This window comes from Allofournierella massiliensis, from assembly GCF_004345265.1.
Taxonomy (GTDB): domain Bacteria; phylum Bacillota; class Clostridia; order Oscillospirales; family Ruminococcaceae; genus Allofournierella; species Allofournierella massiliensis.
Map to the genome: position 1 here is coordinate 1 of NZ_SLUM01000043.1, position 16,200 is coordinate 16,200.

Here is a 16,200-nt window from a genome sequence, read left to right on the forward strand (position 1 = left end):
TTGGCGTTGCTCATTATGCACCTTTAGGTGCTGCTGGAATAATGGCCCTTATAGGGCCGTTCTGCAAACCCCACGTTCAACGTGGGGTTATGATTATGGCAAGTTATTTGCGGGAAGGCAGTGCCTTCGGATATGCCTTGCTGAAAATTCCGGCCAGTCCGTCCTCAAACAGATTGCAACACCAGACATCCGTTTCAGGGCTTCCCGGAATATGAAGATTTCCGTCCTTGTCAAACAATGCGCAGCAGGAATCATCCGAAATAATGGAATCAAGACTTTGGGTATCTCCGTAAAGCTCCCATGGGATGGTTTGAAATTGCTGACGATTTCTCGCGTCAATGGCTGCCTGATACGCGGCTCTCTGTGTATCGTGTTGACAGTCTGACCGGGGAATCAGAACAGTAAAGAGGGGGTGGAGGTTCTGCACGGCAGCAAACAATTCCCCGTTTGTGATCGCTTTGATATTTTCTGCCGAATAAAGACATGAGACAGAATAGGGAATGCGGGCATTTCTTAACAGCGAGCAGGCAGCTTGCGTGTTTTTATCCAGATGAATTACAGGCATTACGTTGTATACAGACAAAAACTGCGCTGCAAAATCCGGCGTCACAGCCTGCGGTTCACAGAAAAGGAAAAAGGCACTGTCCGGATGTGCTGCCGCAAAGGGCAGAATTGCCAGAGGGTCATGTGGCGCAAATATCATCCAGGAATAGATTCCCAGAGCTTCCCCCTGCTGAATCACCCAGTGATACCGGCTCAGATCCCAGTCGGAAGACGCATCTTCCATTTGCAGAAAAACAGCCCAGGGAATATTAAATCCCAACTGTTTTTCATTGGAGCGGATGCGCCTGGCGCCCCAGGTACAGCTGTTGTATCCGATGTTCATGCCCAAGCGGACAATGTGTTTGGTTTCGATGTGGCTGACCGCATCATGAATCAGGCCGTAATAGGCACTTTTTTCATTTTCCAGCAACGTGTGAGCGGTTTCGAAAAATCGGTTTTGAAATCGGCCCTCTGAAAATTGCAGCGCCATATCGACCAGATTTCGGATACTCCGTTCCGGATCTTCCTGGATTCCTTTCAGAGTTTGCCTGACCGTGGTTTCGATCAGTATACGCGATACACTATTTTCCATAGAATCTCCTTCCAACAGAAACAATTCATGCTAAATCAAGCATACCACGGACCAAAAGGCGGACAATGCGCATTTCGGTGTACATGTCCCAAAATGTAACAATCGACTGGAAGTGTCGCATTTTTGACCAGCAGCGCTACTCCTGTCCCATGACATCTTTCGCTGTTCTTCTTATAATTTAGCCAACGGATCAGCCAATGGCGGCTTCATTCGCAAAAAGCAAAAGAAAGGGACGTATTTATGAGTACAATTAAAGATAGCATGCAGAATTTTGCGGTCAATCAGGCCCTGAGCTATATTGAAGGCAATCCGGAGGAGAACATTCCCAAATTGATGGCACTGGTAGATCGCTTTTCTCCGGATGGCTGGTATGAGTCCCAGCGGAGTGCTATCCGGGAAGTTATTGAGAAGAAAAACAACTGGTACCAGCTGATTCTGCGGCTGTATGAACTGGATCCCGGTGTGCGCAAGGCATTTTTCCAGAATTTCCTTTTTAATGCGAGTCTTAAGGGCAGCGCAACTCAGGACGAGGTAAAAGAACGGGAAAACTGCAATGTTCCCTGGGCGATTCTGCTGGATCCCACCTCGGCGTGCAATATGCACTGCACCGGCTGCTGGGCGACAGAATACGGAAACCAGCTGAACTTAAGCCTGGAAACCATCGACTCCATTATCCGTCAGGGCAAGGAGCTGGGGACCTACATGTATATTTACACCGGTGGCGAACCGCTGGTGCGCAAGGCTGATCTGATCCGGATCTGCGAAATGCATCCCGATTGCGAATTCCTCACCTTCACCAATGGTACCCTGATTGATGAAGCGTTCTGTCAGGATATGCTGCGAGTTAAAAACTTCGTACCTGCCATCTCGCTGGAGGGATTCGAATCCGCCAATGACTCCCGCCGCGGCGAAGGCTCCTATGAAAAGGTGCAGAATGCCATGGCCCTTCTCAAAAAGCACAAGCTGCCCTTCGGCATTTCCACCTGCTATACCAGCCATAACTATGCCGACATTACCAGTGAGGAGTTTTTCGATTCGATTATTGACAGCGGCGCGCTGTTTATCTGGTTCTTCCACTACATGCCGGTAGGTAACGATGCTGCAACCGAACTGCTTCCTTCTCCGGAACAGCGGGAAGAAGTCTACCGCCGCATTCGTGCCTTCCGGCAGACAAAAGCCATTTTCTCGATGGACTTCCAGAATGACGCCGAGTATGTGGGCGGATGCATTGCCGGTGGCCGCAACTATCTGCACATCAACGCAAAGGGCGATGTGGAGCCCTGCGTGTTCATTCATTATTCCAACTGCAATATCCACGACACCAGCCTGCTGGATGCGCTTAAGAGCCCGTTATTCATGGCATATCATGACAATCAGCCCTTTAACAAAAATATGCTTCGCCCCTGCCCCATGCTGGAAAACCCGGAAGCACTGCGCGCCATGGTGAAAAAGACCGGAGCCGTCAGCACCGACTATCAGAGCCCGGAGAGTGTAGATCATCTGTGTGATAAAACCACCCCCTATGCCCAGGCATGGAAAGATACTGCGGACAAGCTGTGGGACGCATGTTCAAGCTGCCATGGCTGCTCCGGCTGCAAGAAGTAAGAATGATTTATGTCCAGCTATCAGATTTTCACAGATGCCACAGCGGATCTCAGCAGCGGTATGATGGCACGGTTGCCGTCCGTGGAGATGAGCCCCATGAATGTGGAAATCGGGGGGCTGTTGCTCAACTTCCGTTTTGCAACAGCCCCTTTTTCCTTCTTCGGATACAAAAAACGCCGGAGCAAAGCAACCTTTGCTCCGGCTTGGTGCCGCTGACCGGGATCGAACCGGTACGCCTTATTGGGGCGAGGGATTTTAAGTCCCTTGCGTCTGCCAGTTCCGCCACAGCGGCAAGCCTAATTATAATACACCAAATACATTGCGTTGTCAATGTTTTCCGATGGGATAGCCCTTCGATTCCAACAAAGGAATTGTAGGTTAGCGGGGAATCGTTTATAATAAACAAAGCAACCATGCCTGCGCAAATCTCTTTTATGTCGGGGGTTGCAGGAACGGAAAGGACGTGGCTTTGATTCAAATGACTGGTTATGAAAAAAACGAGCGTCGGCGGCTGTTTGCTCTTGGCTGCCTTTTGGGCGCAGCGGTATTCTTTTTGCTGTATGGACTTTCGCCACTGGATGTGACAAACGATGCCTGGCTGCGCGGTGGATACATTGAGGCGGACATTCAGCAGCATTATGCGGGCTGGATGTTCTACCGGCAGTCTGAGCTTTCAATCCCCTTCTGCTTTTCGGATCGCATCAACTGGCCTTTTGGTTTGAGCGTGGCATTTACCGACTCCATCCCGCTGTTTGCTGCACTTTTTCGGCTGCTGGAACCTTTTTTGCCCTCTGTGTTCCAGTATTTCGGGCTGTTCACGCTGCTCTGCTTTGTATTGCAGGGAGGATTTGCCTGCCTGCTGGTGGGGCTGTTCAGCCGCAGAACGCCCATTGTACTGCTTGGCGCAGTTCCCTTTGTTTTTAGCCCTGTTCTGTTGGAGCGGGCGTTTCGCCATACTGCGCTGGCAGCGCAGTTCCTGATTCTGGCAGCACTGTATTATTACATTCGCGGGCGGCGGGAAGGCCGGTTTTTCTACCCGGGGCTGTTCGCTGTGAACTGCCTGACGCTGGCCATTCACCCTTATTTTGCCCCCATGACGTATGCGCTTACTTTTGCGCTTTTTGTAGAACATGCGGTGTTTCACAAACAGTTTGCAAAGCCTGCCGCACTGCTCGCGGCCAATCTTGGATGCACCGCACTGGTGGGCTGGCTGTTCGGATTGTTCAGCGGAGGATCCGCATCCGGAGGAAGCGGCGTACAGTATGGGCATTTCTGCATGAATCTGAACGCGCTCTGGAACCCGGTCAGCCGTGGTATGGGCAAATGGAGCCTGTTCCTGTCCGCCCAGAATCAAACACTGGGGAATTACGACGGCTTCAATTATCTGGGCCTTGGGATGCTTTTGTGCAGCGTGGCAGTTGTAATTGTTGTTCTGCGCTGGCATCGATCCAGCATCCTCAAATGCCTGAAAAATCGTTTTGGACTGCTGTTTGTTGTGCTTTGCCTGACGGTATTTGCGGTCAGCAATGTGATTACCGCCAACGGCGCTGTGCTTGCCCGGATTCCCCTGCCCCAGTTTGTGATACAGCTGGCAACCACTCTGCGCTCCAGCGGGCGACTGTTCTGGCCGGTATACTACCTGATTTTTACCTGCTGCGTAGCTGCACTGATCCGCTTGACCCGATACCAGAAACAATGGGTACAAACTGCTGTGATCGGGGTATTGTGCCTTGTACAGCTGGTGGATTTAAGCCCGGCATTGCTGGAAAAGGCGGGTTCGTTCCGTCCCTATTCGGATGCGGGATCTAACCTGTTGAGCCAGACAGACAGCAGCCTTGCAGCACTGCTGGATGCAACCGAGGGTCGATACCAGCATCTGGTGGCACTGGGTCCGTTGAAAACCACCGGCCTGAGCCTGGCCCTTTACACTGCAGATGAGAAGATGACCAGCAGCGACACATCTTTTACTGCCCGCTATGATGAAGCTCAGGCCCAACAGCGGCAGGAGGAATTTGTACAGGCCATTACCGAAGGCGCAATGCCGCAGGACTGCATCTTCTTTACCGAACAGGAGGAAACCTTCCTGGCTGTGGCACAGGCGGCGCAGGATCAGGGTGCCTGGTGCGGGGTACTGTACCAGCGAACCGGCGACGAAACCCGTTTTCCTCTTGTCTATGTGATCGCCCCCGGACTGGAGGAGTTTACCCATCCGCTGGCAATGGAATTCAGTGAGAATTATCCGCTGCATCTGGCCAATTACTCCGATGACTTCTGGGATCACGGTATTTTGAGTTTGAATCTGGAAAGTATCGGACGGCAGGAGGATGCCAACAGGGTTGTTCTTTTCTATGATACTCCCTTTACCCGCCAGAAGCTGGAGGGAGCCACGGCTCTTTCCGATGGTGAGGGCGGGGTGTATCCCATTCTTGAAGTAAGTGATCAGGATGCCGGCTGGCTGATGGTCACACTGGAAATTGACGATGCGCACTGCCTGTATAACGAAAGCGGTCAGTGTAAGGATCTGGAGGTTCTTTCATGAAGATTATCTCTGTGAAAAGCCTTGCCCCGGTAAGGCTGGACAAATACCTCACGGAGCAATTCCCTGCCCTGACCTTTGGCAGGTTAAATAAGGCATTGCGGGAAAACAAAATCAAACTGAACGGCAAAAAACAACCCCTTTCCACCCGGGTTCAGACCGGAGACGAGATCCGGCTGTTTCTGCCGGAGGAGCAGCTCAATCCGACAGCTGTTCAGGGCCCTGCATTTTTGCGTGCCCGATTCGCTGCAAAGCCGGTTTATGAGGACGAACACATTCTTCTGGTGGATAAGCCCGCCGGCCTGCCCGTAATCCACGACACCGAGCCGGATACACTGATCAACCGGGCCATGCTTTATCTGCACAGAGAGCATGGATGGGAACCCGGAAAGGGCCCGGCACCTGCGTTGTGCCATCGGCTGGACACCGGCACCAGCGGGCTTGTGCTGATCGCAAAGGATCCGCAAACCGAACAGCTGCTGATCGATCTGATCCGGGATCGGGAAATCCGCAAGGAATATCTGTGTGTTACATTTGGACGGCCCCGTCCCGAGCAGGCTACCCTGCAGGGATATCTGGTGAAGGATGCAGGCAAGGGGCTGGTACGGGTGAGCGAGCGTCCAATGCCCGGCGGCAAGGAGATCGAAACCCGGTATAAAACCCTTGCGGTGAGCGGCCGTCTGGCGCTTTTGCAGGTGGAACTGATTACCGGACGGACACACCAGATTCGGGCGCATCTGGCCAGCATTGGATGCCCCATTCTGGGCGACAGCAAATACGGCAATAACGCCGCCAACCGGGAACTGAAGCTGAAATATCAGGCGTTGTGTGCCTGGCAGCTCACCTTCCCCGTTCTGACCAATCCCCTGCTGCAGGGGGTAAGCGGACGCAGCTTTCAGGCTGAAAAGCCCTGGTGGAATCAGCAGCTGCTGGAAGGTAAACTGAAATAAAACAAGAGGCCCGGGGCCGCGAAAGGAGCAAATTACTCCTCGCGTGGCCCCGGGCCTCTTGTTTATTCTTCGATTTGTTCAGCCAACGCCTGGGCTTCCTCGTAGGTATACAACTGATTGAGCACCTGACACAGCGCTTTTTTGGAAAGACGGGGCGGAAGGCCCAGCCTGCGCAGAAAAGCAAACCGCTGTTCCTGACTGCCGGCCGTGCCGGAAAGCCCCCACTGATACAGATCGGTGTAGGTAATGGCCCGACCGCTGCGGGCAGCAGTCTCACTGGCCCCCGCATCCAGAAGGGCCTTTTTTAATGCCTCCGGCGGAAGACCTTCCACACCAAGCAGACCTTCCTTGCCGGGAACCGCCTTGCGTGACTCCTTGCCTGCAATGGCAGGCACATAGGCCTGCTTCACATATTCGTGCCCGATCAGGTTGGACAAAAAGTTCCGGATGCGAAAGCCCGCTGCATCCGGGTCGGTAAGCAGGATCACGCCCCGCTGACGGCCCAGCTCTTTCAGCAGAGACTGGGTCTGCTTGTCTTTGTAAATGGCAAAGCCATCGGTGGTGATAATCAGACCGTCCACCACTGCGCTGAGGGCCGCTGCATCATACCGGCCTTCCACCACGATCACCTGCTGAATGCGAAGTTTTTCACTCATCGTGTTACCCCCGCGGCTGCCAGACGGCAAAGTGTGGTTTGAAGCAGAACAGCGCTGTCTGTCGGAGAGCCCTTCAGCCCCTGGTCCAGCTCCAGCAGAATCTCCAGGCACTGCTCCAGCTGCGGCAGTGTGTAGCGAGCGGCGGTTTCGGCAGATTTTTTCAGCCGGTAATCGCTGCCTTTATAGCCCAGATCCTTATGCACCTGGGCGTAGCTCTTTTTTACCGCCAGACCGGCCTTGACCCGGTAAAGATCCACATAACTGCCGATCATGGCTGCCGTGATGGCAATCGGATCGTTTTGCAGCCGCAGCAGGGTATTCAGCTTTCCGCAGGCTTTGGCGGCGTTTTTACCGGTGATCAGGCGAACCATGTCAAAGACGTCTGCCTCAAGATTCTGGGTGCTCATCTCCACAATCAGGCCCGGTGTAATTTCGGTATAACCACTGGCGGCAGCCAGTTTATCCACCTCATTTTCCAGCAGAAACAGATCCTGACCACAGCGTTCCAGCAGCAGGCCGGCCGCACTTTCGCTCATGGCGGTATTCATGCCCTCGGCACGCTGACGCAGCATTCGACGCAGCTCCTGTACGCCGGGATGCGCTACCTCTGCGGCGTATCCCAGCGTTTCGCAGGTCTCAATGAGCTTTTTGGCCTGTTTGGACAGCTTGAGCTTGCCCCGCTCCTCTGAAAAAACACTGTGGATCACAAACACCGCATTCTCGGTGCTGGCCAACACATCACAGAATTCCGCCATGTCTTTTTCCGAGTAGGCTGAGGGCTGCAGCATGGGCAGCTCCACAATGCGGCGGGTTCCAAAAAACGAGATGGTTCCCGCTGCCATCACCAGCTCCTCCACCGTGGGCGCCGGGCCATCCAGTCGGGTACTCTCCCCGTCCTCCTGCAGCAAAGCCGCTGCCGTTTTTTCTGCGGCGGCACGGGCAAGGAATGGATCGGAAGAATAGTAGTAAAAAACCGGCAGGCCTTTCTGCAGCGCGGCCTGTTGTTTTTGTTCGTTATGCAGCATTGGTTACCCCCTCAAATGTGATTGCCCTGCCGGGGCGGATGAAAACAGTACCGCCCAAGGGTGCGTATTTCCAGTGGACATCTGGCTGTTCGGCGTGCCAGTCATACGATTTGGCGGTGAGCACCTGTACCGGGTCTACCATGCCGGGATTGGAAGCGCCCGCAAGCAGAAGATCAACCTGCAATGGCGTACCTGCTTCCAGCCGACCGGTGATCATAGCCACACGATAACCGCTGATTTCCAGCAATGCAAGATTTGCTCCACTCTGGTTGAGAAGAGAAAGTCGAATTCCGTGAAATTCTTCGATCCATTGCTGCCCTTCTGGCAGATCCTCTGTGTAAATCAAACGTCCCTGAACATTCAGCTCGCCGGGATTTTGTCGCAGATCCACCCAAAGCTCTGCCGTCTCTATCCCCTGAACATCCAACCAGTCCTGTACCTGCTGGCGGTTGCTTTCTCCGCCACGAAACAAAACCATCGCCTGCTGTTCTGAAACAATTACCGCACAGGGGCTTGATGTACTGCCCAAAAGGCGAATTGTGACCACATCCTGTGTCAGCGCACCGTATAAGTTAGCCGACAGCACAAGCCCCGCACAAAGCACCGGTACTGCCCAGCGCAGACGATGCAGCCGCCAGGCATACCAGAGCGCCGCCCCGCAAACAAGCACCGCAAATACAGTAAATGCTTTCGGCAAAACCAGCTTTGCCGCCGGAAGCGAAGCCATATAAAACACAATGGCATTCTGTAATTTGACCAGTACTCCGGCCAGCAGCATCACAGCCCGTGTGACACCATACAGAGCAGGTATCAGACCGGTAACCGCGCAGACCAGCCCCAGGCAGACGATTGGCCCGACCAGAGACATGACCAGCAGATTGGTGAGCACCGAAACCCCACTGGCCGACAATCCATGCAGCAGCTGAAGCGGCAGAGTAAATATCGCAGCGAACAGAGGCACCAGCAAGGCGGTGCATACACGCCGCAGCCGGAAGCGCCAGGGATGCTCCTCCTGTTCATCCATCCGAGCAGGAGGGAAAACTCTGGCTGCGCAGAGCACCCCCACCGTGGCGGCAAAGGAAAGCTGCAGCCCCAGATCGCAAACCGCATAGCAGTTTTGCAGAGAAAGCAGCACGGCAGCGATCCCCAGTGAGGTGAAGGAATCTGCAGGCTGCAACAAAAAAGCTCCCGTATAAAAAATCAACGCACCCACACCGGCCCGGGTCACCGAAGGGGTAAAACCCACCAGCGCCATCATACAAAGAACGAGGAGCATGGCAGCCAGAGCCTTTTGTTTCCGGAATCGACCACCACAAGGGCGGTTACCGAGGAAGGCCCCGCATAAAAGAGTCAGATGCAAGCCAGATACCACCAGCAGATGGGAAACTCCAGCTGCCCGATAGGCTTCAGTGACCTCGTCTGTCAGGCGGCTTTTATCCCCCACCGCCATGGCGGAAAGAACTCCGCCCAGTTCCTGAGGCAGATACCGGCGGCAGCTGCGGGCAAGGGTTTCCTGAAGCCCCCGCAGAAAAAAGCGCGGCGCATGGCTCTGCCCCTCAAGCGAAAGGTTTTCTGCCCCTTCCACCTGAAGGAGTACGCCATCTGCAAGGTTGCCGTAGTAGTATTCGTCCCGTTCCAGAAGTTCCACCGAGAAATGCCCACGAAGCCGATCGGCCCTTTCACACTCCGGCATGGCCACGGAAGAGATTCGAAAACGCTTCCATACCGGCAGCTTCCTGCCGTTCAGCTCCACCACGGTAAATTCCCCGCGCACCGTTCCATCCTGAAAACCGGGATCCACCTGTTCCGCAACCACAAGAGCGTCAATTTCTTCTCCCGCCAACGCAAAAACCGGCGCTACCACCGTACTGTAAACCAGGGTGTGCACAAGGATCGCCGCCAACCCCACCAATGGAAGCAGACGACTGTAATCCCGTCGCGCAAGCGCCAGAGAATACCAAAACACGCATACAAAAACTGCCGCGAGCAGCCCGAGGGCCGCAGGCGGCAGATATACGGCGATGAGTTTGGTGGCGAACCAAACAAAACAGCAAGCTGCCAGAACCCGTCTCATTCGCGTTGCCGGATCAGTGGGTGAAGAGCGGCAGTTTTTCCAGGAAAATAATATCGGTACGGTCAGCGGCATCGCCTTCTGCCAGTGCAGCCGCACGGCCAACAACGGTGCCGGTGCTCTTGCCAACCAGAGTTTCCAGTGCATGCAGAGAACCGCCGGTGCTGATTACATCGTCCACAATCAGAATCCGCTTGCCATTCATGGCTTCCAGATCCTTCTGATCAATTACCAACTTCTGACGGGCACTGGTGGTAATGGACTGATCCTCCACAACCACCGGATTCTGCATGTAAAGCTTCTCGCCTTTACGGGCCGGAATGTACAGTTTTCCGCTCTGGCGGCTCATTTCATAGGCCAGAGGAATGCCTTTCGCCTCGGCAGTGACAATCACATCAAACTCCGGGCACTTTTCCAGCAGGGCTTTGGCGCATGCAACGGTCAGCTCCACATCGCTGAACATGATGAATGCAGCGATGGAAAGATGCTCGTTGATGGCACAAACCGGCAGTTCCCGGCTCAGGCCGGCCACATGCAGGGTATAGGTCTCGCTCATAATTAAATATCTCCTTTTTCTCGGTCACACAGCACAGGGCAATGACACATCAGCCCGGAGGCCAGGCAAGACTGCGCTTGGCAAGCACATGAAAGTGCAAATGCTTTACACTCTGGCCGCCGTCTTCCCCCACATTGGTTACCACCCGGTAACCATTTTCACAGCCCAGCTCCTTGCAAAGACGGGCAATGGTGGCGAATACATGAGCCAGCAGTTCGCCGTCCTGCTCAGTAAGCGCGGCAGCAGAATCCACATGCTGCTTGGGAATCACCAGAAAGTGAACCGGCGCCTGGGGATCAATGTCATAGAAGGCAAGGATCTTATCATCCTCAAACAGTTTGTTCGAGGGGATCTGGCCCTGAGCAATTTTGCAGAACAGGCAATCCATGGAAACATCTCCTTTCCTGAATCCATTGTATCGGCAAACGATCCTCGCACCCCGGAAAATTCCCCCGGGGTGCGAGAAACTTACAATTCAATCAGCCTTCCAGAACGTTTTTCACAATACCGGCAACGGCGTTCAGTGCCTCGTCGATCTTGTTTTCGTCCTTCAGACCAGCCATGGCGAAGTCAGGCTTGCCGCCGCCGTTACCGCCGGCAATGGCGGCAATCTGCTTCACCAGAACACCGGCCTTCAGGCCTGCATCCAGCGCACCTTTGCCGCAGGCAACTGCCAGGGTAATCTTGCCGTCGGTGGAGCCAACCAGAGCTGCCACGGTGTTGGGGGCCTTGTCGCGTACCTTTTCCGCCATGCTGCGCAGCGCCTCGGGGGCGGTGCCGGAGAAGTAGGCGGTCAGAATCTTGATGCCGTTCACATCCTCGGCAGCCTCAAACAGGCCGTCGATCTTGCTGGCAGCAGCAGCGGCCTTGGCGGCATCCAGCTCCTTGCTCAGAGCCTTCACCTCGCTGGCCACAGCCACAGCGCGCAGGGGCAGATCCTTCATGTTGTTGACCTTCAGCGCATCTGCCACCTTGTGCAGCATCTCGGTGCGCTCGTCCAGCAGGTTCAGCACGCCGTAGCCGGTGGTGCCCTCGATACGACGGATACCGGCGGCTACACTGGACTCGCTGAGAATCTTGAAGCAGCCCAGCTGAGCGGTGTTCTTCACATGAGTACCGCCACAGAACTCGGTGGACCAGCCGTTCACGTCCACAACGCGAACCACATCGCCGTACTTCTCACCGAACAGGGCCATGGCGCCCATCTTCTTTGCCTCTGCAATGGGCAGGTTCTGGATGTTTACGTCCAGAGCCTCGAAGATCTTCTGGTTCACGATATGCTCCACCAGAGCCAGCTCTTCGGGAGTTACAGCGCTGAAATGAGTGAAGTCGAAGCGCACCCGCTCGTCGTCCTCGTAGGAACCGGCCTGATGCACATGGCTGCCCAGCACCTCGCGCAGAGCCTTCTGCAGCAGATGGGCACTGGTGTGGTTACGGGCGATGGACATCCGGCGGCCCTTGGACACAGCAGCGGTCACGCTGTCGCCAACCTTTACGGTACCTTCCATCAGGGTGCAGGTGTGAACGAAGTAGCCCTTGCCGGTCTTCTTTACATCCTTCACTTCCAGACGGGCACCGTCGGTGGTTACGATGGAACCGGTGTCGGCAACCTGTCCGCCGCTCTCGGCGTAGAAGGGAGTCTGATCCAGAACCACCAGAACGCCTTCCTTGGCGCCCTCGTCGGTGGAGATGGCATCCTCCAGTTCCTCGCCATCGGACAGAGCCATCACCTGGCCCTTGTCCTCCAGCTTTTCATAGCCGGTGAACACGGTAGCGGGTACGGTCAGCTCACTGAACAGATCGGAATCCCAGCCGGAGATGCCGCGGGACAGACGATCCTTGCGGGCCTTCTCCTTCTGCTTCTTCATCTCGGAGTGGAAGTTCTCCTCGTCCACGGTAATGCCAGCCTCAGCGGCAATCTCGCGGGTCAGATCCAGGGGGAAGCCGAAGGTGTCGTTCAGCTTGAAGGCGTCGATACCGGAGAGAATCTTCTCCTTGCCGGCCACGGCAGCCTTGGTGATGTTGTCGATCAGGCCATTCAGGATGGTCATGCCCTGATCGATGGTCTTATAGAAGCGCTCCTCTTCGGTGCCGATAACCTTTTTGATGTAGTCGGCATGCTCCTCCAGCTCGGGATAGCCGGCCTTGTTCTCGTGGATAACGGTATCCACCAGCTCGGTCAGGAAGGGGCGGGTGATGCCCAGCATCCGGCCGTGACGGGCGGCACGGCGCAGCAGACGGCGCAGAACATAGCCGCGGCCCTCGTTGGAAGGCATGATGCCATCGCTCACCATGAAGGTGGTGGAGCGGATGTGGTCGGTGATCACGCGGATGGAGATATCGGTCTTGGCGTCCTGACCGTAGGTCTTGCCGCTGATCTTCTCCACATGGTTCAGGATGGCGCGAACGGTATCAACCTCGAACAGGTTGCCCACGCCCTGCATCACGCAGGCCAGACGCTCCAGACCCATGCCGGTATCGATGTTGGGGCGCTCCAGACGGGTGTAGTTGCCCTTACCGTCGGAATCGAACTGGCTGAACACCAGGTTCCAGACCTCCATGTAACGGTCGCAGTCGCAGCCAACCTTGCAGTCGGGCTTGCCGCAGCCATGCTCGGGGCCCCGGTCAAAATAGATCTCGCTGCAGGGGCCACAGGGGCCGGAGCCATGCTCCCAGAAGTTGTCCTCCTTGCCGAAACGAACCATGTGATCCTCGGCAATGCCGATGTCCTTGGTCCAGATGTCCCAGGCTTCGTCGTCATCCTCGTAAACGGAGATGTACAGCAGCTCGGCGGGAATCTCCAGAACCTTGGTCAGGAATTCCCAGGCCCAGGCAGTGGCTTCCTTCTTGAAGTAGTCCTGGAAGCTGAAGTTACCCAGCATCTCGAAATAGGTGCCGTGACGGGCGGTGATGCCCACACGCTCGATATCCGGGGTGCGGATGCACTTCTGGCAGGTGGTCACCCGATGGCGGGGCGGCTCCTCCTGGCCCAGGAACCATTTCTTCATGGGGGCCATGCCGCTGTTGATCAGCAGCAGGCTGTTGTCGTTCTTCGGCACCAGGGGGAAGCTGTCCAAACGGAGATGACCCTTGCTCTCGAAAAACGAAAGATACTTTTCACGCAGTTCATTCAAACCGGTCCATTGCATCGTTCATAACTCCTCTACATGTTTTGTGTGCAAAGCGCCAGATCGGATAACAGCCGGACTTCCCAGAAAAAAGAATAGCCCACGCCCCCAAACAGGGACGAAGGCTAAAAAAATCTCCGTGGTACCACCCAGATTGCGGCCCTGATGTTTCAGAACCGCCGCTTTTTGCGCGTTAACGCCGCGTTACGCCCGGCTCTTCGCCGGGGGCTCAAGGGTGGCGTGCGACGGGAGAAAAAGCAGGAATCTTGCACCGTATGATTCCCTCTCTGGAGCTGTCTGCCCGTCATTGGCCCTATCACAGCCATTATCATGATCATCTACTTTATCAGTATAGCGCGTGCCGCTCTGCTTGTCAACTGTCAGCGGCGGATTTCGCCTGTTCTTCCTCCAGCTTCTCCTGCTGATGCAGAATTCGGGCGCGAGTCTCTTCATTTTGCAGCCAGAACAGCCCGTCGCACACCTGTGCAAACACGGTGGCGGAGCTTGTTCCAGGTTCCGGAGTACCATCCTGTAATACCACAATGGTATATAGCGGATCTTCGACCGGGTAAAAACCCGCAAACCAGTAGTTCATCTCTTCCCTGCCCTCTTCGTCGAACACGGCAGTCTGTGCGGTTCCGGTTTTGCCCGCAGCGGTGCCATTCTGCGGGGCGGCCTGCACACCGATGCCCTCGTTCACCACGCCAGCCAGCATGTCGCACAGGGTTGCGGCAGTGGATTCACTCACCACCTTACGGGTTTCCGGCTGATACAAATTCCGAACCACCTCGCCGCTGTCCTCATCAATCACCGCTTCCAGAAAGCTGGGGCTGCGATAGATTCCATCTGCTGCGAGAGCGTTATAAGCTGCGGCCAGCTGTACCGGCGCGGCCATCAGTTGGCCCTGACCAAAGCTGAAGTTTGCCAGCTGGCCCAGATCCTCCAGCGTCTCCTCCTCCGGCACCACGCCCTCGGCACTTTTCAAACCGCCAGTCAGATATACCGTCTGACCAAACCCAAACTTTCGGGCCAGTTCTGCAATGCGTGCACCGCCCAGCTGCATTCCCAGATCAATGAAAAAACAGTTGCAGCTTTTTTCCAATGCACCGCGGATGTTCATCAGACCGTGGGCTCTGTCCAGAGCGCAGTGGTAATCATGATCACTGATGGTGATCACACCTTCGCATTCCATACTGTACCAGCCGATGCCGCGTTCCAGAGCTGCCGCTGCCAATACCGGCTTGAATACAGATCCCACATTGTACTGACAGAGAACCCGGTTCAAAAAGGGCGAATTCTCATCCTGCAGGCTGGCCTGGATGTTGTTCGGGTCGAATTCCGGAACGCTGACGCTGGCACGAACCTTTGCCGTTTTTACGTCCAGTACAAGGATGCAGCCGGTGACCATGGACTGTTGCGCGATGGCTTCACACACCCGTTGGGTAGCGGTATCCAGTGTGAGCATTACCCCCTGCCCTTCCGCCTGGCTTTCCAGCAGCTGCGGTTCACTGCCCGCCAGCAGAGACCCCTGTGCAGTTGTCACGCATTGAATTTCCCGGGTGGACTGATCACTGCTGAGTAATTCGTCAAATGCCAGCTCCAGCCCCGCCACCCCGCTGCCATCCCCGTTCAGATAGCCAATCAGATGCTCTGCCAGCGGTACCGGGCAGTATCGATTGGGTACGGAATAGGTATAGATCCCCTGATCGGTCAGATCCCGGTCTACCTGAACCAGAAAGGGCGATAGTGCATTCCGCTTTTCATAAAGATAAGCCTGCTCACTGTACGGCACATACTGAAACAGCTCCGCGTAGCTGCTTTCCCCCGGAATGGACAGCGCATAATACTGCTGGCCGTATCCGGTGATGGCTGTTCCGTTACAGTCGTACAGATTTCCCCTGCTGTTTTCCAGCGTAAGAGTGGTAACCGTCTGCGCCTGTGCGGTCTGTGCGTATTCCTGATTCTGCGCCAGAAGATACAGGCGCCCCATCACCACCGAAAATGCCACGAGAACTGTTCCGAACAGCGCAGCCAGTCGCTTTTGGGTCATGCCGCTCACCTCCGTATCCAGTGTGGGCGGATCCATGGGACTTCATTCCGCCTTCTTTGGATTTCGCAGGCAGAAAAAGACCGGCATGCAATTTTGCATGCCGGTCTCAGCCTGTCGAAAAAGGCCACCTATCGGTGGTCTTTTTCTCGTATAAGGAAAGGGAATGCGGTATAATGGTGTGGGGTGATAAAAATGCTGGTAAAGAACGCAGAAAACAGAGGACAACTGGAATTTGTAAGTTTGGAAAACATGGTGCCGCAGGATCACTTGCTGCGGAAGATCGACGCAGCCATTGATTTCAAGAAGATCTACGAATTTGTAGAGGATCTGTACTGCGAGGACAACGGCCGTCCAAGCGTAGACCCGGTGGTACTGTTCAAAATTGTTCTGATCCAGCATATCTATGGGATTCCTTCGCTCCGCCGAACTCTGGAAGAAGTGAGCATGAACCTGGCATACCGGTGGTTCATTGGATATCCGCTGAATGA

The 16,200-nt window shown here is 55.1% G+C and carries 13 protein-coding genes and 1 tRNA gene; 5 read left to right on the top strand and 9 right to left on the bottom strand.

From position 1 onward, the window contains the following. Positions 1 to 103 precede the first annotated feature (103 nt). Positions 104 to 1,135: a hypothetical protein gene (locus tag EDD77_RS16785; RefSeq protein ID WP_058963020.1), complete on the bottom strand. Its 1,032-nt coding sequence runs from the start codon at positions 1,133 to 1,135 to the stop codon at positions 104 to 106. A 240-nt stretch (positions 1,136 to 1,375) separates the two neighbouring features. On the opposite strand from EDD77_RS16785, the gene EDD77_RS16790 reads away from it, so the two are divergent. Beyond that, positions 1,376 to 2,740, top strand: a complete 1,365-nt coding sequence (locus tag EDD77_RS16790) for a radical SAM protein (protein ID WP_058963021.1) — start codon at positions 1,376 to 1,378, stop codon at positions 2,738 to 2,740. Between the two features lie 9 nt (positions 2,741 to 2,749). Beyond that, positions 2,750 to 2,956 carry a hypothetical protein gene (locus EDD77_RS18325; protein WP_077138472.1) on the top strand — a complete coding sequence of 69 codons (207 nt, stop codon included), beginning with the start codon at positions 2,750 to 2,752 and terminating at the stop codon, positions 2,954 to 2,956. Here EDD77_RS18325 and EDD77_RS16800 read toward each other — a convergent pair. Beyond that, positions 2,945 to 3,032, bottom strand: a tRNA-Leu gene (locus EDD77_RS16800). The two genes, EDD77_RS18325 and EDD77_RS16800, sit on opposite strands and share 12 nt — an antisense overlap. A 186-nt stretch (positions 3,033 to 3,218) precedes the next feature. Here EDD77_RS16800 and EDD77_RS16805 point away from each other — a divergent pair. Next, positions 3,219 to 5,279, top strand: coding sequence for a DUF6311 domain-containing protein (locus tag EDD77_RS16805; RefSeq protein WP_058963022.1), 2,061 nt, complete (start codon positions 3,219 to 3,221; stop codon positions 5,277 to 5,279). Beyond that, positions 5,276 to 6,226, top strand: coding sequence for an RluA family pseudouridine synthase (locus EDD77_RS16810; RefSeq protein WP_058963023.1), 951 nt, complete (start codon positions 5,276 to 5,278; stop codon positions 6,224 to 6,226). The genes EDD77_RS16805 and EDD77_RS16810 overlap by 4 nt, the downstream gene beginning before the upstream one ends. Positions 6,227 to 6,288: 62 nt before the next feature. Here the strand turns inward: EDD77_RS16810 and EDD77_RS16815 are convergent, their stop codons facing one another. From EDD77_RS16815 to EDD77_RS16845, 7 genes are all read right to left on the bottom strand, one after another. After that, positions 6,289 to 6,882, bottom strand: coding sequence for a toprim domain-containing protein (locus EDD77_RS16815; protein WP_058963024.1), 594 nt, complete (start codon positions 6,880 to 6,882; stop codon positions 6,289 to 6,291). Continuing rightward, on the bottom strand, positions 6,879 to 7,907 hold the full coding sequence (gene holA, locus EDD77_RS16820; protein ID WP_058963025.1) for a DNA polymerase III subunit delta: 1,029 nt from the start codon (positions 7,905 to 7,907) through the stop codon (positions 6,879 to 6,881). Before holA ends, EDD77_RS16815 begins: the two co-directional genes overlap by 4 nt. Then, entirely contained in the window at positions 7,897 to 9,873 is a 1,977-nt protein-coding gene (locus tag EDD77_RS16825; RefSeq protein WP_172733337.1) for a ComEC/Rec2 family competence protein, read from the bottom strand. Before EDD77_RS16825 ends, holA begins: the two co-directional genes overlap by 11 nt. A gap of 121 nt (positions 9,874 to 9,994) precedes the next feature. After that, positions 9,995 to 10,534, bottom strand: a complete 540-nt coding sequence (locus tag EDD77_RS16830) for a phosphoribosyltransferase family protein (RefSeq protein ID WP_058963027.1) — start codon at positions 10,532 to 10,534, stop codon at positions 9,995 to 9,997. Positions 10,535 to 10,583: 49 nt separating this feature from the next. After that, complete coding sequence (locus tag EDD77_RS16835) at positions 10,584 to 10,922, bottom strand: histidine triad nucleotide-binding protein (RefSeq protein ID WP_058963028.1); 339 nt, start codon at positions 10,920 to 10,922, stop codon at positions 10,584 to 10,586. Positions 10,923 to 11,013: 91 nt separating this feature from the next. Then, the gene (alaS, locus tag EDD77_RS16840) at positions 11,014 to 13,683 is read right to left on the bottom strand and encodes an alanine--tRNA ligase (protein ID WP_058963029.1); all 2,670 of its coding nucleotides are present in this window, start codon (positions 13,681 to 13,683) and stop codon (positions 11,014 to 11,016) included. 352 nt (positions 13,684 to 14,035) lie between these two features. Then, positions 14,036 to 15,748, bottom strand: a complete 1,713-nt coding sequence (locus tag EDD77_RS16845; protein ID WP_077138473.1) for a peptidoglycan D,D-transpeptidase FtsI family protein — start codon at positions 15,746 to 15,748, stop codon at positions 14,036 to 14,038. A gap of 156 nt (positions 15,749 to 15,904) precedes the next feature. On the opposite strand from EDD77_RS16845, the gene EDD77_RS16850 reads away from it, so the two are divergent. Next, positions 15,905 to 16,200: transposase (locus EDD77_RS16850; protein ID WP_132587451.1), on the top strand; the 296-nt coding region annotated here is incomplete at its 3' end.